This is a genomic window from Paraburkholderia domus, assembly GCF_905220705.1.
Taxonomy (GTDB): Bacteria; Pseudomonadota; Gammaproteobacteria; order Burkholderiales; family Burkholderiaceae; genus Paraburkholderia; species Paraburkholderia domus.
Genome location: NZ_CAJNAT010000034.1, coordinates 1 through 22,285, shown reverse-complemented (window position 1 = coordinate 22,285; position 22,285 = coordinate 1). Strand labels below are relative to the sequence as shown.

General features: G+C 62.0%; 17 protein-coding genes. 11 read left to right on the top strand and 6 right to left on the bottom strand.

What is annotated here, in order from left to right:
* The first annotated feature begins 38 nt into the window (after nt 1-38).
* The 9 genes from KHO31_RS33585 to KHO31_RS33545 all read left to right on the top strand — a co-directional run bounded on the left by KHO31_RS33585 (nt 39) and on the right by KHO31_RS33545 (nt 11,466).
* Complete coding sequence (locus tag KHO31_RS33585; RefSeq protein WP_211625329.1) at nt 39-824, top strand: helix-turn-helix transcriptional regulator; 786 nt, start codon at nt 39-41, stop codon at nt 822-824.
* A 12-nt stretch (nt 825-836) separates the two neighbouring features.
* On the top strand, nt 837-1,337 hold the full coding sequence (locus tag KHO31_RS33580) for a hypothetical protein (protein WP_201108627.1): 501 nt from the start codon (nt 837-839) through the stop codon (nt 1,335-1,337).
* Nucleotides 1,338-1,473: 136 nt separating this feature from the next.
* Entirely contained in the window at nt 1,474-2,973 is a 1,500-nt protein-coding gene (locus KHO31_RS33575; protein ID WP_201084162.1) for an aldehyde dehydrogenase family protein, read from the top strand.
* A gap of 66 nt (nt 2,974-3,039) precedes the next feature.
* Nucleotides 3,040-4,380: an aspartate aminotransferase family protein gene (locus KHO31_RS33570; protein WP_201084163.1), complete on the top strand. Its 1,341-nt coding sequence runs from the start codon at nt 3,040-3,042 to the stop codon at nt 4,378-4,380.
* Between the two features lie 265 nt (nt 4,381-4,645).
* Nucleotides 4,646-5,587 carry a helix-turn-helix domain-containing protein gene (locus KHO31_RS33565; RefSeq protein ID WP_201084164.1) on the top strand — a complete coding sequence of 314 codons (942 nt, stop codon included), beginning with the start codon at nt 4,646-4,648 and terminating at the stop codon, nt 5,585-5,587.
* Nucleotides 5,588-5,905: 318 nt separating this feature from the next.
* Nucleotides 5,906-7,354, top strand: a complete 1,449-nt coding sequence (locus KHO31_RS33560) for an APC family permease (protein WP_201139373.1) — start codon at nt 5,906-5,908, stop codon at nt 7,352-7,354.
* 72 nt (nt 7,355-7,426) lie between these two features.
* Entirely contained in the window at nt 7,427-9,151 is a 1,725-nt protein-coding gene (locus KHO31_RS33555) for an arylsulfatase (protein ID WP_201084166.1), read from the top strand.
* Between the two features lie 11 nt (nt 9,152-9,162).
* Complete coding sequence (locus tag KHO31_RS33550) at nt 9,163-10,239, top strand: formylglycine-generating enzyme family protein (protein WP_201084167.1); 1,077 nt, start codon at nt 9,163-9,165, stop codon at nt 10,237-10,239.
* A 57-nt stretch (nt 10,240-10,296) separates the two neighbouring features.
* Complete coding sequence (locus tag KHO31_RS33545; protein ID WP_201084168.1) at nt 10,297-11,466, top strand: porin; 1,170 nt, start codon at nt 10,297-10,299, stop codon at nt 11,464-11,466.
* Between the two features lie 95 nt (nt 11,467-11,561).
* Here KHO31_RS33545 and tssE read toward each other — a convergent pair whose 3' ends face one another.
* The 6 genes from tssE to tssK all read right to left on the bottom strand — a co-directional run bounded on the left by tssE (nt 11,562) and on the right by tssK (nt 19,323).
* Nucleotides 11,562-11,984, bottom strand: a complete 423-nt coding sequence (gene tssE / locus KHO31_RS33540) for a type VI secretion system baseplate subunit TssE (RefSeq protein ID WP_201084169.1) — start codon at nt 11,982-11,984, stop codon at nt 11,562-11,564.
* An 11-nt stretch (nt 11,985-11,995) separates the two neighbouring features.
* Entirely contained in the window at nt 11,996-14,764 is a 2,769-nt protein-coding gene (gene tssH / locus KHO31_RS33535) for a type VI secretion system ATPase TssH (RefSeq protein WP_211625327.1), read from the bottom strand.
* A gap of 138 nt (nt 14,765-14,902) precedes the next feature.
* Nucleotides 14,903-15,388 (bottom strand): Hcp family type VI secretion system effector, encoded by a 486-nt coding sequence (locus KHO31_RS33530; protein WP_201084171.1) that lies wholly within the window; start codon nt 15,386-15,388, stop codon nt 14,903-14,905.
* A 118-nt stretch (nt 15,389-15,506) separates the two neighbouring features.
* Entirely contained in the window at nt 15,507-17,246 is a 1,740-nt protein-coding gene (locus tag KHO31_RS33525) for an OmpA family protein (RefSeq protein WP_201123128.1), read from the bottom strand.
* A complete protein-coding gene (locus tag KHO31_RS33520) occupies nt 17,246-17,977 on the bottom strand; it encodes a DotU family type IV/VI secretion system protein (RefSeq protein WP_201084173.1) in 732 nt (243 codons plus the stop codon). The genes KHO31_RS33525 and KHO31_RS33520 overlap by 1 nt, the downstream gene beginning before the upstream one ends.
* Nucleotides 17,974-19,323, bottom strand: coding sequence for a type VI secretion system baseplate subunit TssK (gene tssK / locus KHO31_RS33515; protein ID WP_201084174.1), 1,350 nt, complete (start codon nt 19,321-19,323; stop codon nt 17,974-17,976). Before tssK ends, KHO31_RS33520 begins: the two co-directional genes overlap by 4 nt.
* A gap of 573 nt (nt 19,324-19,896) precedes the next feature.
* On the opposite strand from tssK, the gene tssB reads away from it, so the two are divergent.
* Complete coding sequence (gene tssB, locus KHO31_RS33510) at nt 19,897-20,409, top strand: type VI secretion system contractile sheath small subunit (RefSeq protein WP_201084175.1); 513 nt, start codon at nt 19,897-19,899, stop codon at nt 20,407-20,409.
* 75 nt (nt 20,410-20,484) lie between these two features.
* Nucleotides 20,485-22,074, top strand: coding sequence for a type VI secretion system contractile sheath large subunit (gene tssC / locus KHO31_RS33505; RefSeq protein WP_201084176.1), 1,590 nt, complete (start codon nt 20,485-20,487; stop codon nt 22,072-22,074).
* Nucleotides 22,075-22,285: the final 211 nt, after the last annotated feature.

Below are 22,285 nucleotides of genomic sequence, written 5' to 3'. Positions count from 1 at the left end.
CGTACGATGGTCTTGAGCTGGTGAACCGGGAGAGCGTCATGTTGAACACGATCCGCGACGAAGCTGCGTCCCAAAGCGCCTTCATGCCCGCGCTGGGCGCCGCAGTGAGCACGCTCGCGCAACTGGTCCGGCCTTCGGCGACGGTCTTCTACTGGGTCGGCGCGGATAACGAACCGTCGGGCTTCGAGCTGTTCGGCATGGCCGAGACGATGCATCGCACGTATTTGCAGCGTTACTGCACGCTTGATCCGATGCATCCGTCGCGCTTTTCGATGCAGACAGGCAGCGTACTCACGCTCGCGGGCGCGTTGCCCGAGACGGCGCGCGGCGGCTCGGTGTACTGGCGGCGCTTCCTGAATCCGCATCAGGTAGTCGATGTGATGGAGGTCTTGCTGCGTGACGGGACGCAAGGCACGCAAGGCACGCAAGGCACGCAAGGCACGCGAGGCACGCGAGGCACGCGGCCGGTGGCGGCGTTTTCGCTGCTGCGCATGGCGCCGGCGGAAGCCTTCTCCGTGAACGACCAGCAGCACGCGAGGGCGGTGCAACCGCTTCTGGAAGCCGCGCTGGTGCCGGCGCTGCGTGACCAGCGGCCGATGCGCACACACGTGCGCATCGGCGCAGACGTCGACGCCGATATCCGTCCAAACCTGACGCATCGCGAACAACAGATCGCGCGTCTCGTGCGCAACGGCTTGTCGAACAAGGAAATCGCACGGGACCTCGCGCTCGCGCAGCCCACCGTCAAAACCCACCTTTTGCGCATGTTCCGCAAGCTCGGCGTGTCGAGCCGCACGGAAATGATCGGCGCGCTGTTTCTATAGAGGGCCGATGCCATGATCGACACCTGGGCGATGGATGGCACACGCGTCGAAGCGGTCGAGGCCGACGAGCCGATGCTGCTCTACGCCGTCGCGGCTGTCGCGGTGGAGCGCGCCGACAGCAGGCATGGCATGCGCTGGTTCCAACGCAGGCCGGCCGCGCTGGCCGCGGTGATCTCTCGCGAAGAAGACGTGTCCGACATTCTGCTGCGCCTGCCCGATAGCTGGAACATCGTCGACGGCGCACGGTGCGTCGGCTTGCATGACGACGTCGATATTCTGAGCGGCGATCCGCGTTTTAACCGCGGTTTCGTCGAAGCAAATTGCGCAATTGTCGGCCATAGCGATGGTGTGCGTTTTGCGTTGTTCATGCAGATCAATGCGGCCGAAGCGGTGCTGCTGCCCGAACGATTGTTCGTGCAGCGCGACGCATTCGAGCATTGCCTGTACGCGGAACCGCAAGCGGTCAATTGCGAGCGCGCAACTCCAAGGCACCTGAGCGCACGCGATTGCTAGATGTTTTCCCTAAAGCAATGGCATGCCTGCCGATTTGCGCTAACGGTGGCCAAACCAGCGTGACACCATTCCTCAACACGATGGCCCCGCGGCCATGGATCAGACAGCAACGAGACACCAACGAGAGACCCAGGATATGAGTAACGATGCAACGGTTGTCGTCAGCGACGCGGTTCGTGCGTTCGTGCAACGCGATTTCGGCCTGTTTATCGGTGGCGCGCAGCAACGCGCGCATTCGGAGCGACGTCTGGACGTGTTCAATCCGGCGAGCGGCGAACGCCTCGCGACGGTAGTGGACGCTGACGCAACCGACGTCGATCGCGCGGTAAGCAACGCGCGTGCCGCCTTCGATGCGCGTGTGTGGAGCGGTCTGCGTCCCGCTGATCGCGAGCGCATTCTGCTGCGTTTCGCCGATCTACTCGAAGCCCATGCCGAAGACCTCGCGCAACTCGAGACCCTGAATCAGGGCAAGTCGATCAACATCGCCCGCGCGGTGGAAGTGGGCGCGACGATCGAATATGTGCGCTATATGGCGGGTTGGGCGACCAAGATTACCGGCGAGACGCTGGACGTGTCGATTCCTTTCCCGCCGGGGACGCGTTATACGGCGTTCACGCGCAAGGAGCCGATCGGCGTCGTTGCCGGCATCGTGCCGTGGAATTTCCCGCTGATGATCGCCGTGTGGAAGCTGGTGCCGGCACTTGCAGCGGGTTGCACCATCGTGATCAAGCCGTCGCCGGAAACGCCTTTGACAGCGCTGCGTCTGGCCGAGCTGGCACTGGAAGCCGGTGTTCCTGCGGGTGTGTTCAACGTCGTCACCGGTGGTCGGGAATGCGGGGCCGCGCTCGCGGCGCATCCGGGCATCAGCAAGATTTCGTTCACCGGCTCAACGCCGACAGGCAAATTGGTCGGCACGGCCGCCGTGCAGAACATGACGCGTTTTTCGCTTGAACTCGGCGGCAAGAATCCCGCGGTGATGCTTGCGGATATCGACGTCGAGCAGGCGATTCAAGGCGCGCTGGCGGGTGGTTTCTTCAACCAGGGACAGGTGTGCGCGGCAGCCTCGCGCATTTACGTGCATCGCAGCAAGTACCGGCAAGTGGCCGAAGGTCTTGCCGATATCGCCAACGCCATGACGCTGGGACCGGGCCTCGACCCGGCTGCGCAGATCAATCCGCTCGTGTCGGCGCTGCATCGGGACCGCGTCGATCAGCACATCGCACGTGCTCAGGCCGCCGGACTGAAGTTCCTTGCGGGCGGCAAGCCGGTCGATCTGCCGGGTTACTACGTTCGCCCCACGGTCATCGCCGACGTGCCGCACGACGCGGCCATCGTACGCGACGAAGTGTTCGGCCCCGTGCTCGCCATTGTCCCGTTCGACGATCCGCTCGAGGCACTGCGCCTCGCCAACGATTCGCCGTACGGCCTCGCCGCGAGCCTGTGGAGCAATGACCTCAAGACCGTGATGAACCTCGTGCCGCAAATCGAGGCGGGCACCGTGTGGGTCAATTGCCACGTACCGCTCGATCCGGGCATGCCGTTCGGCGGCTTCAAACAGTCGGGCATCGGCCGCGAATTCGGCAAGTACGCCATCGAAGGTTTTACGGAAACCAAGTCCGTGTGCATTGCGCACTGAGCCGAACGCAGGCATATGCCTGGCACGCGAACCTACCAACATACTGAACTTAATGGAGTGAGCACTATGGGAACGAACGATTCTGCCTTCTGGCATCCGATGCAGCACCCCGCCGAAATGCAGCAGCGCGAGCCGATCCGTATCGTGCGCGGCGATGGCTGTTATGTGTTCGATGATCGCGGCAATAAGCTCGTCGACGGGGTGGCCGGTCTCTGGAACGTCAACGTCGGCCACAACCGGCGTGAAGTGAAGGACGCGATCGTGCGTCAGTTGGACGAACTCGAATACTTCCAGCTCTTCGACGGTATTTCGCATCCGCGCGCCGAAGAATTGTCGAAGGTGCTGATCGACATGCTCGAACCGGAAGGCATGCGCCGCGTGATCTACAGTTCGGGCGGCTCGGACGCGGTCGAATCCGCGTTGAAGCTCGCGCGTCAATACTGGAAGCTGAAAGGCGAAGCGGACCGCACGAAGTTTATTTCGCTGAAGCAGGGCTATCACGGTACACATTTCGGTGGCGCGTCGGTGAACGGCAACACCGCGTTCCGGCGCAATTACGAGCCGAACCTGCCGGGTTGTTTTCACGTGGAAACGCCGTGGCTCTATCGCAATCCGTTCACTCAGGATCCCGCCGAGCTCGGCCGGATTTGCGCGGAGATGCTGGAGCGCGAGATCATTTTCCAGAGCCCCGACACGATCGCCGCGTTCATCGCGGAACCGGTGCAAGGCGCGGGCGGCGTGATCGTGCCGCCGGAAAACTACTGGCCGCTGATTCGTGAAGTGTGCGACAAGTACGGCATTCTGCTGATCGCCGACGAAATCGTCACGGGCTTTGGCCGGACCGGCAGCATGTTCGGCAGTCGCGGCTGGGGTGTGAAGCCCGACATCATGTGCTTTGCGAAGGGTATTTCTTCCGGCTACATTCCGCTTGGCGCGACTGCGTTCAACGAGCGTATCGAGCAGGCCTTCATGAGCAACGCGAATTTCACCGGCGCGTTGATGCACGGCTATACCTATGCTGGGCATCCGGTTGCATGCGCAGCGGCGCTGGCCAACCTGAAGATCGTCAAGGACGAGAACCTGCCGGCCAACGCCGCACAGCAGGGTGCCCATCTGCTCGAAGCGCTGCGGCCGTTCAGCGAACGCTATGCGGCTGTGGGCGACGTGCGCGGCAAAGGCCTGATGGTCGCGCTCGATCTGGTGAAGTCGAAGCAAACCCGCGAGCCGATCGACCCGACCTCCGGCTATGCAAATGCGGTGGCCGAAGTCGTGCGCGCACACGGCGCGCTGGTACGGCCGGTCGGCACGAAAATCATCCTGTCGCCCCCGCTGGTGGTCCAATCGGCGCAGCTCGATGCGCTGGTCGGCGCATTGGCTGCGGGCTTCGATGAAGTGAAATTTGCATAATTGACTTGGTCAAGTGTTGAGGCGCGCTGCAGAATGCACAGGTGCATTCCGGGTTGCTGCGGCGCGCGATGAAATTGAATCCGTGGAAGTGTCGCGGCTTTTTTATATCGAGCCATATCCGTCAGCCTGGAATAACATTGCTTCTTCATTTGCAGCAGAGGGGCCGCGCGTTGCGGCTTTCGTCTGCGTCCAGGTTGACGTCCGCTACGACAGGCCGGGCTGTCATCGCATGAATGTAGCCTGTTCAGAGTAGGCGGGAGGGGACATGGACTTCCGGATCAGCACGCTTGCCGACGTGCACGATCATTCGCTGGCAGTGAGCGGCTGGGAGCAGGTTTATCGTCAGATGACACCCGGCCGCTTCCAGAGCACGCTCGTCCAGGCGAGTTCGACCGACTTTCATTTCTTTCGCGAAACCACCAATCGCCGTGTGGCGCAGCATGGCGTGTCGCCGGCCGGTCTGGCTTCGATCGCCGTGCCGCTCTATGCACCGCTCGTCGGCACGTTTCAGGGGCGGCGCGTGGATGGGTACGCGCTATTGCTGCTCGGTGCCGGCGAGGAGTTTCGCTTCTACACGCCGGAGTCGATGCACTATGCCGGCATCAGCGTGTCCGCCGAGATGATGGACGAATTGCTAAGCGTGACGGTGGGCGAGCACGCCAGCCGTCAGGTGAAAGGCGGCGTGCTGGCGCTCTCCGATGAACACGGCGTGATGCTGCGCGAGCGGCTTGCGCCGTTTCTCGACTCCGCCGAACGCAATGCTGCCGCGTTTGCGCATCCCGCCGCGACCAAAGTATTCCGCGACGAAATGATCAGCGTCCTGCTCGGCCTGATCGAAAGCGCATCGCAGGCGCCACCGCGCGATCTGACGCACACCACATACAGCGACATCGTGCGGCGCTGCGAACGCATTCTGCAAGACAACGCCGAACAACCGATCACCGTGCTCGATCTGTGCCGCGCGCTGCGGTGCAGTCGCCGCACCTTGCAAACCAGCTTTCAGCGCGTCGCCAATGTGACGCCTGTCGAATACTTGCGCTCGATCCGACTCAACGCTGTGCATCGGCTGCTGCGCATGACGAGCGCGGAAGAACTCCTGATCGGCGATGCCGCTTGCCGGTGGGGCTTCACGCATCTTGGCTATTTTGCCCGCGAGTATCGAGATCTGTTCGGCGAATTGCCGTCGCAGACGCCGCGCTTGAGCTAACGCCCGGCGCGCGTTTCCACGTCCGCGCCGGTGCGTGGTCCTGCCGGCCAGATTCTCTGTCCGATTCACTGCCCGATTTTCACCCATGAACGGTTCCCGCTCGCGGGCGTGCTTGCGCACGTCCCGCCTGATCTTTCACGTCTGGATTCGATGCCTGGTTGGCTACAGGTGCCGACGTCTAGGCGTAAACCCAAGTTCGCACTGCGTTGCCGATTTGTGCTCCCGCTCGGTATTTTTGGTTTTCTACAGTGCATCAACACTTGCGCTGCGTCCGACTTCGTCGTGATGCAGGCGAAGGAAAATCCAGGAGCCAAAACTATGAGCGTCGTCGCTGAACCGTCACCGTCAACCGAGTTGCGCAAGGGGGCGTTGGGACTGGGCTTCATCATCTTCTTCGTGATCTCGGCGGCCGGGCCGCTGGTCGCGATCGCAGGCGGCTTTCCGATCGGCATCATGCTCGGCAACGGCGCGGGCACGCCGGCCTTGCTGGTTGCTACGGTGGTGATCCTGTTGATGTTCTCCGCCGGGTATACGGCCATGTCGCGGCACGTGACCAACGCCGGCGGCTTCTATGCGTTCACGGCTCGCGGTCTCGGCGGCACCGCGGGCGGCGCGGCGGCATTGATCGCGCTGCTCGGCTACAACACGATGCAAATCGGTTTGTACGGCATGTTCGGCGCGGTGGCCTCGGGCTTCCTGAGCGCGCACTTCAACCTGAATACGCCATGGTGGATCTGCTCGCTCGCGGCGATGGCCAGCATCGGCGTGTTCGGCTACCGGCAGATCGATCTGTCCGCGAAGGTGCTCTCTCTGCTGGTATTCGGCGAATACATTGTCGTGCTGATCCTCGATCTGGCCATTCTGAAAAGCGGCGGCGACAGCGGGATCAATGCGGCTTCGTTCACGCCGCATGCCTTCATGAGCGGCACGCCCGCGATCGGCTTTCTGTTCTGCTTCGCCAGCTTCATCGGTTTCGAGGCGACCACGATCTATAGCGAAGAGGCGAAAGACCCGCAGCGCACGGTGCCGTTGGCGACCTACATTTCGGTGCTGCTGATCGGCGTGTTCTATGCGTTCTCCGCGTGGTGCATGGTGATTGGCGCGGGCAGTGACAAGATCGTCAAGACACTCACCGCACTGACCGATCCGACCACGTTCCTCTACACGCTCTCCGATCACTACGCCAACAAGACGCTGACCGCGGCGATGAGCGTGCTGTTCATCACCAGCGTGTATGCGGGCCTGCTGGCGTTTCACAATTCGGCGTCGCGCTATTTCTTTGCAACGGGCCGTGAGGGTTTGCTGCCACAAGCGCTCGGCCGCACGCATCGTGTGCATTGCAGTCCGCATATCGGCTCGCTGTTGCAAACGGCGGTGGCTGCAATCGTTGTGCTGGTGTTCATCGTCGCGCACGCCGATCCGGTTCTGACGCTGTTCTCGTGGCTCACGAATGTAGCGACGCTTTGCATCATCGCGTTGATGGCGCTTTCCTCGGCGGCGGTGTTCGTGTTCTTCAGGCGTATCGGCAGGGACGAGGCGGGTGTGATGCGCGTGGGTGTGTTGCCGGTGTTGTCCGGTATCGCCCTGACGGTTGTGCTGGTGCTCGCCATCGTGAATTTTCCGCTGCTGACCGGTGCGGGCGTGGGCGTGTCGTATGCGTTGACCGCCTTGCTGCCGATCTTCGCGGTGGCTGGCGTGCTCGCGGCGAAGAGGCTCAAGCAACGCGACCGCAACGCGTTTGAACGGCTCGGACGGTCGAGGTTGTAAAGCATTTCGTCAAAGCTTCGTGGCAACAGGATTTGAATCGAGGTTAGGAGACATCGTGGAAATGGAGATCAAATGAGCTTTCGTACCATCCTTGCCGCAACCTTCGTGGGTGGCGCATGTACTGTTGTGATGCCGCTCTCGCAGGCAGCGGACGCGGCCGTCGCGGCATCCGCACCGGTTGCGTCCACTGCTGCATCCGGCGCGCGTCCCAATGTGCTGCTGATCGTGGCCGACGACGTCGGGCGCTCGGACCTCGGCGCATTCGGCAGCGAGATCGCGACGCCGAATCTCGATGCGCTGGTCGCGCACGGCCGCCTGCTCGACACGATGTATGTCGCGCCGACCTGCTCGCCGACCCGCTCGATGCTGCTGTCCGGCATGGACAATCACCTGGCCGGCGTCGGCAACATGGCGGAGATGATCACGCCGCATCTGACGCCGGAAGAGGTCAACCATCCCGGTTATGAAGGCGGCTTGAATCAGCGCGTGGCGGCTTTGCCAGAAATCATGAAAGACGCCGGGTACTGGACGGTGATGGCCGGCAAATGGCATCTGGGTGGCAGTGACGGTATGCGTCCGGACCAGCGTGGCTTCGAACGCTCGTATGCGTTGATCAACGGCGGCGCGTCGCATTTCAAGCAGAAGGTGATGACGATCACGTCGGATGCACCGGAGCCGACCTACCGCGAGAACGGCAAGAAGATCGATCTGCCTGCCGACTTCTATTCGTCGCGGACGTACACCGACAAGATGATTGCCTATCTGCAGGACTCGCAGCGCGCCGGCAAGCCATTCTTCGCGTATGCAGCCTATACGGCGGCGCATTTGCCGCTGCAAGCCCCTGACGATGAATTGCGGAAGGTGCGCGGCAACTACGACGTCGGCTATGACGTGATCGCGCAGCGCCGCATCGACAAGATGAAGCGCCTCGGTCTCGTGCCGAACGACGCGAAGCCCGCGCCGCTGCCGGATGGGACGAAACCGTGGAGCGCCTTGAGCGCCGACGAGAAGGCGCGTTCGGCCCGTACGATGGAAGCTTACGCGGCGCTGGTGGCCGATCTCGACCGTAACGTCGGCCGTCTGATCGACTACCTGAAAGCGAGCGGTCAATACGACAACACGCTGATCGTGTTCCTGTCGGACAACGGCCCGGAAGGCAACAAATGGGACGAGGACAGCGGCAACGCGAAGTGGATCGCGCAGACCTTCGACAACTCGCTCGATAACATCGGCCGCGCCAATTCGTTCGTGTTCGAGGGGCCGGCGTGGGGGCAGGTGAGCGCGCAGCCATTTCGCCTCTTCAAGGCGTACACCAACGAAGGCGGGATCCGTTCGCCGGCCTTTGTGTCGTTTCCCGGACATGTTCAACCCGGCAAGAGCGAACAGGTGCTCACCGTCAAGGATCTGACGCCGACTATTCTCGACTTCGCCAATATCCAGCAACCCGGTATCGAATTCCACGGGCATACCGTGCTGCCGATGCAGGGCATGTCGATGAAACCATATCTGACTGGCGAGCAAAAAAACGTGCATGTGGCCGACTACGTGTACGGCATGGAACTGATGGGGCGTAACGCATTGCGCAAAGGCAACTGGAAGCTGGTGTATTCCTACGACAACGGCAAGGGCCATTGGCAACTGTACGACCTCGCTCACGACCGCGCCGAGTTGCACGATCTTTCCGCGAAGCGTCCTGAAGTACTCGAACAGATGCTGACCGAGTGGGCGCAATACGTGCAGCAGAACAACGTCGTCGAGACGTGGCGCGATACCTCGTATCCGCGCATGGACTACTGAGGAGCGTTGGCATGAGCATGCATATCCGACGTTTGATCGCGCGGCATGGGGCAACGGCTGCATGCATCGTGCTGACTCAGGTGGCGCTCGCGGGGACGGTGGCGGCCGGCGCCGCACCGCAAGCCGTGCCGCTCGGTACCCTGCAGGCGTGCGAGGCCTTCAACGGTTTGCCGCCGGCATCGTCGGATAGCGATCAGGTGCGAGTACCGGCCGGCAGCTTCGTGATGGGCTCGGACGGCGGCAATCCGGAAGAAGCACCGGCGCGCAGCGTCAAGGTGGGCAGCTTCATGATCGATCGCTACGACGTGACGAATGCGGAGTTTGCCCGCTTCGTTGCCGCGACCGGTTATAAGACGCTCGCCGAACGCGGGCTCGATGCGAAGCGCTATCCCTCATTGCCGGCGGAGATGACGCGGCCTGGCTCGACGGTTTTTCTGCCGCCGAAGGACCTGCTGGTCGGCGCGATGCAGTGGTGGCATTTCGTGCCGGGCGCCGACTGGCGTCATCCCACCGGGCCCGGCAGTTCGATCGACGGGCTCGGCAATCATCCGGTCGTGCATATCGCGTATGAAGACGCGCTGGCTTACGCGAAGTGGCGCGGCCGCGATTTGCCGACCGAAGCCGAGTACGAATACGCGGCGCACGGCGGCACCTCGACTACTTATCCGTGGGGCGACACCTTCGCGATTCGGTCGAAGATGATGGCCAACACCTGGCAGGGCGCCTTTCCGTTTCAGAACACCGCGAAAGACGGCTTCGTGTCGACTTCACCGGTCGGCTGCTTTCCGGCCAACGGCTATGGGTTATACGACATGGTCGGTAATGTCTGGCAGTGGGTGAAGGACCCGTGGCAGCAGAACCACGCGCAACAGGCGAGCGAGCCGCCGCCGAACCCGAACGTCGATCTCGAAGACGCGCTGGTGGCGAAGGCGCGCAGCACCGAACTCGGCACCATCAAAGGGGGCTCGTTTCTCTGTTCGCCGATCTATTGCAAACGCTACCGGCCGAGCGCGCGCCATGCGCAGGACGTGACGATGGGTACCAATCACATCGGTTTTCGCACAGTTCTGAGATTACCCGGGTCATAGGCGCTCCTGCGTTAGCAGCACCCGCAAAAAACTGATCACCTGGATTTGGAGAGTACTTTGAAATCACGAGAAAAAGCCGTGAGGATGACGCTCGTCGCTGCGTCCTGCGCCTGGTTGTTCGGTGTGCCGTTCGGCGCTCATGCGCAAAGCCGCGTGACCCTGAGCGGCATTATCGATGCGGGCATCCTGTACGCGAACAATAGCGGCGGGCATTCCGACTGGTCGACGACCAGCGGGCAGTTGACGGCGTCGCGCTGGATCATGACCGGCAGCGAAGACCTGGGTGGCGGATCGCATGCGATCTTCCGGTTGATGAGCCCGTTCGATGTGCAGAGCGGACACGGCACCGGCCGCGCATTCAACGTCGCTTACGTAGGCCTCGCCGATGACCGCTTCGGCACGGTGACGATGGGCCGGCAATGGGATACGACGATCGATACGGTGTCGGGTTTCGCGAGCAACGAAACGTGGGCAGGTTATATCGGCGCACACGTTGGCGATGCGGATAACACCAATGCGAGCTTCAAGGTCAGCAACACCGTCAAATACGCGAGTCCGCAATTCGCCGGACTGAGCTTCGGCGCGACCTATGGTTTCAGCAATCAGGCAGCGGCCGCGGACGGTTCGTCGGGCTTCGCGAACAATCGCATGATGAGCGCGGGGGCTGCTTATGCACGTGGGCCGTTCGCGGCAGGCATCGGCTTTCTGCAGGCGGACCGGCCTGATGCGCAGCCGGCCGGCGCATTGGGTGCGCCGGGTGCCGGCGTGTACGACGACTATGAGAATACGTTTTCGAACAGCATTGCCAGTACGGCGGGGGTGAAACGGCAGCGTATCTGGCTCGCGGGGGCTTCGTACCAGTTCTTCGGCGCGCTCACATTGGGCGGCATGTACTCGAAAACGCAGTATCGCTATCTGGACGCGACCGCGTTGACGCTCGATAACTACGAGGCGAACCTGACCTGGCAGATCACGCCTGCGTGGGAGACCGGTGTGGCCTACATCCGCACCAATGGGCGCTATTCGGGCAATGGTACGGGTGACGCGGAGCCAGGCTGGGATCAGATCAACCTCGGCACCGAATACGCGATATCCAAGCGCACGACGCTCTATCTGATCGGCGTCGCGCAGCAGGGGCGTCATGCGGTGGCGCAGATTTATGGTGTGTCGCCGTCGAGCACACGACGCCAGCTGGTGGTGACGTCAGGCATTCAGCATCAGTTCTGATTCAACAAGGACGGGGTTCGATTCGGCTTGATGCCGTGCGTCGACCGCTGCGTACGGGCACCACGCTTTGCCAGGTTTCGCCTGACCCGCCCGGCTCAGCGTTCCCCCTGAATCCGCTGCACACGCATCCGGCCGGGCGGTTCGAAGTATGTTCCGAACCGCACCAGTCCGGCTTTCTTCAGGTGACACGTCATTTCGTAGCTCACCAGGATGCCGGGGTCAGGATTGTCGACGTACTCCACGTCGATCGAACGGATGCGCGGCTCGTAGACAAGCAGCGTCGCCTCCATCTGCTGCTTGAGCAGATGCGCCGAAGCGGGCAGCGCCTTGTAGATGTTCGTGAGATCCGGCAGTCCGTAATCGGGCAGGTGCTTGAGCGCGCCCGCCCGTGCGTTGAGAATGCGGCGGACGTTCTGCTGGATGCTCAGTATCTCGAGTGTCCTGTCGTCGTAGGCGTCCAGCGGCTCACCATCGATCTGGCCAAGCAGCTTGTCGCACAGGGAAGGGCCGACTGGCATCGTATTCTCCGTCAGGTACCGGCCGCAACCAGATCGTCAGCGGTCACGTCGGCAGGCGACGGGGTGTCGTGGCGATCGATGAAGTCAATCACGAGACGCTCATCTTGCGACGCCCCGAAGGAAGTCCCCTCGGAGGACATCGACAGATGAATTTCTGCCGGCAGCAAGCCTCGGCCCATCCGCGTCAGGAGTTCACGCGACACGGCGGGAAGAATGCGTTGGTTGAGGAACGCGTCGACGCTGCGTGCGCCGGATTCGCGTGCGAGGCAAAGTTGCGCGAGCGATCCCGTCAACACGTCGTCGCAGGTGAGCGCAACATCGTAAAGACGGCGCAGACGTTCGGCGACCTTCGCGACCTTCAATCGCACGATCGACGCGAGTGCCGCGGCGTCGAGTGGCCGGTAGACCAGCGTCTGGAAACGCGCAAGCAGCGCGGGCTGGAAGTGCGCGACAAGCTGGGGGTGCATCGCGTCGAGGAGTGCCGCGTGCGGGATGTCGGGGGTCTCCGTCGTGGCCTCGTCGATCTGCGTGCTGCCGAGGTTGGACGTCATCAGGATCACGCAATTGCGGAAGTCGATCTCGCGGCCTTCGCCGTCGCGCATCGTGCCGCGATCGAACACCTGATAGAACATGTCGAGCACATCCCGGTGCGCTTTCTCTACTTCATCGAGCAGCACGACACTATAGGGCCGTTGCCGGACGGCTTCGGTGAGAATCCCGCCGCGGCCGTATCCGACATAGCCGGGCGGCGAACCCTTCAGTTGCGAAACGGTATGGGCTTCCTGATATTCCGACATGTTGATTGTCGTCAGCGCGGCTTCGCCGCCAAACAGCAGGTCTGCGAGCGCGAGTGCCGTTTCGGTCTTGCCCACCCCCGATGGCCCCGCCAGCAGGAACACGCCGAGCGGCGAATGCTCGCATTTCAGGCCGGCTTTCGCGGTGCGCAGGCTTTCCGCGAGTGCGCCCAAGGCATCGTCCTGGGCGACCACGCGCGTGGCGAGATGATCTTCGAGCGTGAGCAGTCCGGCCAGTTCGTCATCGAGCAGATTGCCGACCGGCACACCGGTCCACTCGGCCACCACTTGGGCGATGGCCTGTCCATCCACATCGACAAAGACGAGGGGCGCCTTTCCCTGTGCGTCAGTCAAGGCCTGCCTGGCGCTGGCGAGCGCATCATCGCCATGGCACGATGCGTCCCGATCCGCGCTGCGCTGCGCGTGCACCGCGTTGACCAGTTCAAGTTCGTGTGTGTAGCGCTGTTGCATTGCATCCCGTTTCGCACGCGCATCGGTGAGCGCGGCCTGCAGGGCATCATGCCGCTCCTGCAGGTCCAGTGCGCCAGCCCGCTGGTCTGCGGCGAGCGTGCTGATTTCCAGTTCGAGTGCGGCGACCGCGGCGCCGGCCCGCTGGAGTTCAACGGGCGGCGATTCCAACCCCATGCGCACCCGTGCGGCCGCTGTGTCAATCAGATCGACCGCCTTGTCCGGTAGCTGACGCGCCGGGATATAGCGGCGTGACAGCTTGACCGCCGCCGTGATGGCTTCATCGAGGATGTGTACGCCGTGGTGCTTTGCATAGCGGCTCGCAAGGCCACGCAGCATCAGGCACGCGGCGGTGTCGTCCGGTTCGTCGACCTTGATCACCTGGAAGCGCCGCTCAAGCGCCGCATCGCGCTCGAAATATTCCTTGTACTCGGACCAGGTGGTTGCGGCGATCGTGCGCAGTTCGCCGCGTGCGAGGGCCGGCTTCAGGAGGTTCGCCGCATCGGCACCACCGGTCGCGTTGCCGGCGCCGATCAGCGTATGCGCCTCGTCGATGAAGAGCAGTACCGGTATGTCCGATTGCTGCACTTCGTCGATCACGGTTTTCAGGCGCTGCTCGAATTCGCCCTTCACACCGGCACCCGCCTGCAGCAGGCCCAGGTCGAGTGTCAAAATGCGTACGTCGCGGATCACGTCTGGCACGGATCCTTCTGCGACGCGAAGCGCCAGGCCTTCGACGAGGGCGGTTTTGCCCACGCCGGGCTCGCCGACGAGGATCGGGTTGTTCTTGCGACGTCGCGCGAGTACGTCGACAACCTGCTGGATTTCGCGATCGCGTCCAAATACCGGATCGATTTCACCGCGCTGTGCCTTTGCGGTCAGGTCGATGGCGAAGCGGGCGAGGGCTTCACCCTCCGGTTGCCTCGCGCGCCCGTGCGGTTGCGGTTTCGATTTCGTCGATAGACCCGGACGCGCTTCGTCTTCCTTACCGGTGGTCTGCGCAGGCGAATCGCTGTCGACAGGCCCGGCAGTTGCATTGTCATGGGCTTCGACAGAATGTCGGTCGATCACTGCGGCGAGCCGCTGGATCTGTGCCGCATTGATGGACAGGAGCGGCCACGCATCGGTTGCACGCAGGCAATGAGGGGCGTCCACCAATGCCTGCAACACATGGCCCGAACGTATCGTTGGCCCGTCCCCACCGGCGGACGCACGGAGCCATGCGCCTTGCAGAACGTCGGCGAGCGTTCGCGACAACGCAGGCTTACCGCGCAGTTCGCGTGGCAGACGTTCGAGCGAGGCAAGCAGCGCATCCCACACCGAGTCGATATCGATTTTGTAGTGTCGCAGGATCGCCGGGATATCACCGTCGCCGCGCTCGATCAGTTTCAGCAGCCAGTGTTCAGGCGTAATCTCGCCGTGCACGCGGGCGTTGCACAGACTGGCTGCGTCGGCCAGCGCGCTCGCGCAGTGCGGGTTGAGCTTGCGAAGCAGAAACGTGGAGTCGCGCAGCGTCATGATCGTCACGAATAAAGAGAGCCCGGGCCTTGGCCGGCGCCGGGATGTGAAGAGAAAGCGCCAGCGCACACAGGGTGGGCTGGCGAAAAGAGGCTGACGTACACCTGACGCAGGGGATCAGGCGATCAACGCAGAACCTTACGAGCGTTCGTTCCAGCTATCGGCGTGAATGATGTTGCCGTCCTTGTACGACCACGTAATCTTCTCGTAGCGCAGTTCGACGTGTTCGAGATGGTTGTGCTTCTCGTAGGCCGGGTTCTTGATGTCGAGCATCGTCGGTTTGACCGCGACGACCTTCACGTTGTCGAGCTTGGTGTTGAAGTATTCCTTCTCCTTGCCCGCATCGTCGATCTTGTACCACTTGATTTCGATCGACTTCAGAGTCTGGCCGCTGGTCACCGCCTTGTACAGGTACGGCGTCGAGGCATCCGTTTCCTTCGTGAAGGTGATCGGGGCATGCACACGCGTGCCGGTCAGCTTGCCGGTATTCGCATCGGTCGGGATGTTGATGCTGTGATCGAGGGCGACCACTTCGACGCTGCCTTCGCGGCCCTGGACCGTGACGGAGCCCTTGACGTCGGCGCCGCCATCGTCCTTGATCCACATGTATGCCGGAATTGCCATTTTTTCATTCTCCTTCGTTTTGACTGCAACAATCGTCCGGAGTCGATCCCCGGACCGCGAATGTCCCAAAGCGATGCTCCGGGTCCGAACTGTTTCGAGCGGCGCGCTCGTGTCCTGCTCAGGCGCCAGTCGCTCCCCCTTTGGGGGCTTCCTTCTGGGCGCCTCCCAACGGGACTTCTTTCGGGGCGTCCGGCACCAGCGTGATCTCGACGCGCCGGTTCTTCGCTCGTCCGGCGTCAGTGTCGTTACCTGCGATCGGACGGGTATCGCCATAGCCCTGAATCGCAAACTGCGTCACCGGAATGCCCGACGCTTCGACCAGCCAGTCTCGTACCGCGCCAGCACGCGCCATTGACAGCCTCAGATTGCCGTCGGCGTTGCCGACGTTATCGGTGTAGCCGGCGACCAGAATCCGTTTGTCCGGGTGGGCCTTGATCATTTCAAGTGCGCCGATCACCGCCCGGTTTGACCCAGGCTTGAGCTGTGCGCGACCGCTGTCAAAGAGCGACATGCTGTCGAGCGTCACCACTGCAGGCGGCGGGGGCGGCGTCTCATAAGAGGCGATCGCATCGTTGAGTACAGGCATGAGAGGCGCCCCACGGTACATGCCAAACGACAGGCGCGCAGGCACGCCCAGGCGTGCGTAATGGTCGATCTGGTCGCGATCGGCGACGAGTGCCTGCAAGGCGTCGCGGCGCGCGGTGTCATGCGCCGCCGGAATCATCGAGAACCGGCCGAGATCGGCGCCGATGTGCGCGAGCAATGCCTGGTTGTTTTTCGCCGATCCCCAGATAGCAAGTGCTCCGGCGCAGGCGAGCAGGGCGATCGCGTGAGCGAGCGCAGCGAGGCGAGGCGACACCCACAGTCGCCGGGGCATGGATTCGATCAACGGTTGCGGCATTGGCCACGGAACCGGAGAGGCGGCCATCGGCGGCGGCATGATTCCCGATCGCGCGCGGACGTCTCTCGCCCACGGTGAGCGAGGGTCACTTGCCGGGCCGCAATCAATCCAGCCCATGCCGAAAAGCGCCCAGGGCGTCGCGGGCTGCAACCGTCCGGTGAGCGGGCCGATCACGACGCGCTGCGTCCAGCCGATGACCGACGCAAGCGCTGCCGCGCGCGCAGCGGAAACAGGATCGCCTCCGGTTTGGTGGACCTGCGCTTCGGCTGCCTGCATCACGGCTTCGAAGCGGTGCGCGTCTGCAAGTCTGGTTGTCGACGACACGCCGTACCATCGCAGGCCCGCGGCCGCAGCGGCCGCAGCGGGCGTCGCGGTGAGCCGCTGATAGATTGCGATGTAGCCGGGCAGCCTCGTGCCGAGCATTCGTGAAGCGTCGCTTACCGCCTGGCGCGCAAGGCGCAGCGCCTGCGTCAGCACGTCTTCGCCTGCATGCAAGGCAGGCGCGATCGACAGCACGACACCGTCGGGTGCGCGGCCGTCGCGCCACTGCTTCACTGCAACGGCGACTCGCGGCAGGTCACGTGGGTTGTCGACCCGCAGCCAGATCGCACCGTCGCCGACGTGCGTCAGCCGCTCTTCGTCGCCTGCGCGGTTAAACAGCTGGACGAGCGAATCTCCCGTGACCAGCACAAGCGGCATGCGCGTGCGCAGGCTCACCGGTAGATCGGCGGTCGTGGCACCTAACGCGGCCAGCACATGCGCGCTTTGCTCGCGGGCCCGATTGCGTTGCAGCGTACGAAGGACGACCGCGGCGAGTGCAACCAGCACCACGCCAGTGGCGACTACCCAGGCCACTTCGCGGCCGGCGGGAAGAACCTGAAACAGCACGGCAAGCGCCAGCACCACCGCAAGAATGATCACTGCGCGAAACGGATACCCCAGACGCAGATCGGACATCACGGTTTGATCGCAGGTGCCGACGACACCAGATGGGCGAGCTGCGCATCGAGCGCCTGGCCCCAGATCAGGTAGACGAGTGCGGCAACGATACAGCCGAGTCCGGCGATTCCCCACGGTGAGAGACGATAGAACCAGTCCGCCACACGTCGACCCGTGCGATCCGCGATAAATGTCCGTGCGACGGCAGGCCTCAGGTTCTCCAGCCTCGCATTGAGTGTGGTCCTCAACGTCGGGAGCTTTGCTTCGCCTTCACGCGCGTAGCGGCCCATGAAACCGAGTCCAAGGACAGCAGCGTAGCATTCGAGCAGGTCGACGTTGGGCGGCGTCTCGCGCAAGCGTTCCGCGAGCCGGTCGAAGACGTGATCGCCGGCGTCCAGCTTGCCGAACCGCTCGACCTGCAGCGGATGAGCTTCCCAGCTGGACCTGTCTTTTATCGACGGACAGCGCAGCACGGCCTCGTCGAGTAGTCCGCACTGGGCGTATTGCGCATCTTCCCGCACGTCCGCGGCGAAGCCACGCTGCTCGAGTGCGGCAGAGAATGTTGCCATCAGTTGCACGCAGCGCTGGCGTAACTGCCCTACGGGTTCGGTGTTGCCACCTTGCGTGAGCATGCTGACGAGCAGTGCCGTGTCGCGCAGCAGGTCGCGAATACCGCCGCCGGCTACCCGGCTGGCGACAGGCTGAGCGTCCATCAACTGGATATTATTCAGGCTACTGATCGTTGTCATGAGCGCAGTACCGCGTAGAGTTCAAGCGATGGGTCCGCCACTGTCGTTGGCAGGTAGATCTGGCAGGCACGAGCAGCCACCATCCTCGCGTGGGCCGGATTGCTCGGATCGAGTGCGAAATACAGGTTGTCGAGACGCACAGGAATTGCTGCGGGTACGCGCTGAATCGCTTTGAGAGGAACGCCTGCAAGCGCGGAATTGACGATGTGTTCAACGTCGTCGGGTGCGCCGATCTTGCACAGCTTCGGCAATTGCTCGACCAGTTCGAACGGCGCGACCGCTGCGTTGACCGACAGGTAGTAATCCGCGCCGGCGCCGAGCCGTTCGTCCAGAAACTGGCCCATCCATGTGGTGGGACTCTTGCGTGTCAGTCCAATGGATATCACACGCGATGGAATGATCGAGTCGAGCAGGTCGCGAATCGTCGTTTCGAGTTTCGCGAAAATCTCGTCGGCCCGTGCGTGGTCGTATGCCGGGATCTCGTTCAGTTGTGCGCCGGTCGAAAACGTCATCAGCACGCTGGCCAGTTGGGCGAGTGTCGAATAGAGCCGCTCAGGCGGCTGGCTTGGGTGTGTGGCGAAAAGCCGGAGCTGTGGCCAGTACGTGTGAATGCAGTGGAGCAGCCAGAACAGTGAAACGTCGGCGACGCCGTATTCCGCGACGGCCTCGAGACGCTCGCTTTTGCGTGCCCCCAGTGCGGCGCTCTTTGCCTGCAGGATGTCGGCAAGACGCTTCGCCCGCTCGACGTGCAGCGGGTGACCCGCCAAGGTCAGACACGGTGGCACGTAGCGGTGGTCGACCTGGAAATGACCGCCCGTGCCACGCGTAAGACGGGCGATTGCACAGACCGTGTCGTCTGCGTGCTGTTCGACGTCGAACAGCAGTCGCACTGCGTGCCGTTCGGCCGCCATCTCCGCCTCGCCCGTGCCGTTCAGATCGGTGACTTTCACGAACTCCCTATATGAACGACGTGGCCGCGCGAGCGTTGTTTCATCAAAGCGGCAGTTGCTGCCCGTGGCATTCATCAGCGGCAACGCCGCCAGCACCACAACGCTTTGTGTATCGGGTGACAGGCCTTGCGTCAGATCGCGGGCAGAGGGCAATGCGTCGCTCACTGACGTGTCGAACAGCGTTCCGTCAGGAAAACGAAGTTTCAAGCGCGTGAGTTTGAGACGTCCGTTGGGCAGCGCTTCCTCGTCAATCCCTACATCGAGCGTGCCCCACGGCTCGGCGATTACGGTAGAAGCGAACTGCCGGTGCACGAAATCGGTCCACCGGTCTTGCTGCTGGAATTGCTGCTGGTTGAGGATCAGGCCTTCGTGCCAGAGCGGTTTGTCGATCCGCATGAGTGTGGTCTTCTCTGATTATCTTTGGTCTGGATTGCGGATTCTATACGCGATAAACAAAGCCGGTATACCCCTCGATAAATATTTTTATATCGACTGGTGGAGAAGTGTCGGCAGCTTGCGATATTGCTCTATATCAAACAATAGGCGCGCATCGATTCAAAACTAATATCTCATAATTATTTTGTTGAAATCGAGGCTTGTATTATTTTGATATCCATGACTGGCATGGCTCAAGGGGGTTGGCGGTGATGATTAAAGATAGTCATCTTTCATGGTGAAGATAGGAATGATCTCAATTATTCTCAATCTGCAAATTGCTTTTATCAGACATCGTAAATTTAGACAGTGGCGATTAAGTAACGGAGCCTTTGACTTGGTCGTTGAGTTCCGTGTTTAATGCGATTCCAACTAAAAACAATCGCATAAATGCGGGCCGCGTTATGGGGTGCCTGAAAGCGTCATTCGAAAGCGGAATGCAGTTGCCGCCTGGGAGGGACGAAGGGGTTGCCGCATGCACGGAGCGAGTTCTTGCGATGTCATGGTGACCATCCTTTTGTCAAGGACTACATAATGGATAGCTTCCAGCGAGAAATTCCTAAATCAAGGGTTTCGATCACATTGGATCTCCACACGGGCGGCGCGCAGAAGAAGGTCGAGTTGCCCCTCAAGCTGCTTGTCGCCGGGGACTTCAGCGCAGGCAAGGAGCAGGCGCCGCTCGCGGAGCGCAACAAGACCAATATCGACAAGAACAACTTCGACGCTGTCCTGTCCGACCTGGCGCCGGAACTGAACGTGGGCGCCGAGAACACGCTCGCCGAAGACGGTTCCGAGCTCCCGGTGTCGCTCAGCTTCAGGTCGATGAAGGATTTTGAGCCGGAGCAGGTGGCGCGCCAGATCCCCGAACTGCAGGCACTGCTTGCGATGCGCAATCTGCTGCGCGATCTCAAGTCGAACCTGCTGGACAACGGCACATTCCGTCGCGAGTTCGAGAAGATCCTCAAGGACAACGCGCTCTCGCAGCAACTGCGCGGCGAGCTTGCGCAGATCGCAACGGCGGCCACGCAGCCGGAGGGTCATGCATAAGGCAAGACGGCCTTCACTGCATTTCGGACAACGAGCAACGCGAGTCCCGGTGGGACGGTAGAGATAGGATCCAACATGTCACGTAACGAATCCCAGCAAGGTGGCACGACTAAGACGGTCGTGCTCGACGCCCATAAGGAAGTTCCCTTGCGCCCCGAAGGAAGCGCCCTTGGGGCGGGGCATGGCAATAGCGTCTATGAGTCGCTATGCAGCAAGATCAACCTGAAGCCCGTGAGCGCGGCGCGCCCGCTCGAAGCGTTCCGGGATAACGACCTGCTCTCCGAGTCGTCGGCCGACGAGCGGCTGGCGCGGGGAATGAGCGCCTTTCTGCAACTGGTGGGTGAAGCAAGCAAGCCGGTGGACCGGCTGGACAAGTCGCTGCTCGATTTCCACATTGGCCAGCTCGACCGCAAGATCAGCCGTCAGTTGGACGCCGTGATGCATACGCCGGAATTCCAGGCGCTGGAAGGACGCTGGCGGGGCCTCAAGATGCTCGTGAACCGCACGGATTTCCGCAAGAACACGCGTATCGAGTTGCTCGACGTGTCGAAGGATGCGTTGATCCGTGATTTTGAGGACACGCCGGAACTCATCCAGAGCGGCCTGTATCGCCTCACATACATCGAGGAATACGACACCCCAGGTGGCCAGCCGATCGGCGCCCTGATCAGCGACTTCGAGTTCGCGAATTTACCGCAGGACATCGGCCTGCTGCGCAATATCTCGAAGGTGGCCGCCGCCGCACACATGCCGTTCATCGGTTCCGTCGGACCGGCCTTCTTCGGCAAGCAGTCGATGGAAGAGGTGGCCGCGATTCAGGATATCGGCAACTACTTCGACCGGGCGGAGTACATCAAGTGGAAAAGCTTTCGCGACACGGACGATGCCCGTTATGTGGGACTGACGATGCCACGCGTGCTGGGCCGTCTGCCGTACGGCAAGGACACGACACCGGTGCGGGCGTTCAACTATGAAGAGGCGGTGAAGGGACCAGACCACGACCGCTATCTATGGGTCAATGCATCGTTTGCGTTCGCTGCCAACATGGTGCGCAGCTTCACCAGCAATGGCTGGTGCGTGCAGATCCGCGGCCCGCAGGCGGGTGGCAAGGTCGAGGACCTGCCGGTTCACCTGTATGACCTCGGCACCGGCTATCAGCCCAAGATTCCGACCGAAGTGCTGATCCCGGAGACGCGCGAGTTTGAGTTTGCCAATCTCGGCTTCATTCCGCTGTCGTTCTACAAGAACCATGACTTCGCGTGCTTCTTCTCGGCCAACTCGGCGCAGAAACCGGCCCTGTACGAGACCAAGGAAGCGACGGCCAACAGCCGGATTAACTCGCGCCTGCCGTACATCTTCCTGCTCTCGCGCATCGCGCACTACCTGAAGCTGATCCAGCGCGAGAACATTGGCACGACCAAGGACCGCCGTCTGCTCGAGCTTGAGCTGAACAACTGGGTTAAGGGGCTGGTGACCGAGATGAAGGATCCGGGCGACGAGTTGCAGGCGTCGCATCCGTTGCGCGAGGCGAAGGTGACGGTTGAGGACATCGAGGACAACCCGGGATTCTTCCGCATCAAGCTGTTTGTCATCCCGCACTTCCAGGTGGAGGGAATGGACATCGGTTTGTCGCTGGTGTCGCAGATGCCCAAGGCGAAGAGCTGACCTGTTGCGGTTGATTTAACGGGCCGGCCTGCGGTGATGGGCGGCCCGGCTTCGTTGTGTTTGATGTCACACGTGTTCGAGGGAGTCGTTGATGGGGTTCATGGTTCTGCCGTCCCAGGCGTACGAGGTCAAACTTGCGCCGCATCCGGCGCCGTTCTCGGTGCTGCAGTTCGAAGGCGATGAAGGCGTCAGCCGACTCTACCGCTATGAC

What these genes read in the sequence shown, in the direction of transcription:
- KHO31_RS33585 (WP_211625329.1), top strand. Translation starts at nt 39, where the DNA reads ATGTTGAACACGATCCGCGACGAAGCTGCGTCCCAAAGCGCCTTCATG.
- KHO31_RS33580 (WP_201108627.1), top strand. Translation starts at nt 837, where the DNA reads ATGATCGACACCTGGGCGATGGATGGCACACGCGTCGAAGCGGTCGAG.
- KHO31_RS33575 (WP_201084162.1), top strand. Translation starts at nt 1,474, where the DNA reads ATGAGTAACGATGCAACGGTTGTCGTCAGCGACGCGGTTCGTGCGTTC.
- KHO31_RS33570 (WP_201084163.1), top strand. Translation starts at nt 3,040, where the DNA reads ATGGGAACGAACGATTCTGCCTTCTGGCATCCGATGCAGCACCCCGCC.
- KHO31_RS33565 (WP_201084164.1), top strand. Translation starts at nt 4,646, where the DNA reads ATGGACTTCCGGATCAGCACGCTTGCCGACGTGCACGATCATTCGCTG.
- KHO31_RS33560 (WP_201139373.1), top strand. Translation starts at nt 5,906, where the DNA reads ATGAGCGTCGTCGCTGAACCGTCACCGTCAACCGAGTTGCGCAAGGGG.
- KHO31_RS33555 (WP_201084166.1), top strand. Translation starts at nt 7,427, where the DNA reads ATGAGCTTTCGTACCATCCTTGCCGCAACCTTCGTGGGTGGCGCATGT.
- KHO31_RS33550 (WP_201084167.1), top strand. Translation starts at nt 9,163, where the DNA reads ATGAGCATGCATATCCGACGTTTGATCGCGCGGCATGGGGCAACGGCT.
- tssE (WP_201084169.1), bottom strand. Translation starts at nt 11,984, where the DNA reads ATGCCAGTCGGCCCTTCCCTGTGCGACAAGCTGCTTGGCCAGATCGAT.
- tssH (WP_211625327.1), bottom strand. Translation starts at nt 14,764, where the DNA reads ATGACGCTGCGCGACTCCACGTTTCTGCTTCGCAAGCTCAACCCGCAC.
- KHO31_RS33530 (WP_201084171.1), bottom strand. Translation starts at nt 15,388, where the DNA reads ATGGCAATTCCGGCATACATGTGGATCAAGGACGATGGCGGCGCCGAC.
- KHO31_RS33525 (WP_201123128.1), bottom strand. Translation starts at nt 17,246, where the DNA reads ATGTCCGATCTGCGTCTGGGGTATCCGTTTCGCGCAGTGATCATTCTT.
- KHO31_RS33520 (WP_201084173.1), bottom strand. Translation starts at nt 17,977, where the DNA reads ATGACAACGATCAGTAGCCTGAATAATATCCAGTTGATGGACGCTCAG.
- tssK (WP_201084174.1), bottom strand. Translation starts at nt 19,323, where the DNA reads ATGCGGATCGACAAACCGCTCTGGCACGAAGGCCTGATCCTCAACCAG.
- tssB (WP_201084175.1), top strand. Translation starts at nt 19,897, where the DNA reads ATGGATAGCTTCCAGCGAGAAATTCCTAAATCAAGGGTTTCGATCACA.
- tssC (WP_201084176.1), top strand. Translation starts at nt 20,485, where the DNA reads ATGTCACGTAACGAATCCCAGCAAGGTGGCACGACTAAGACGGTCGTG.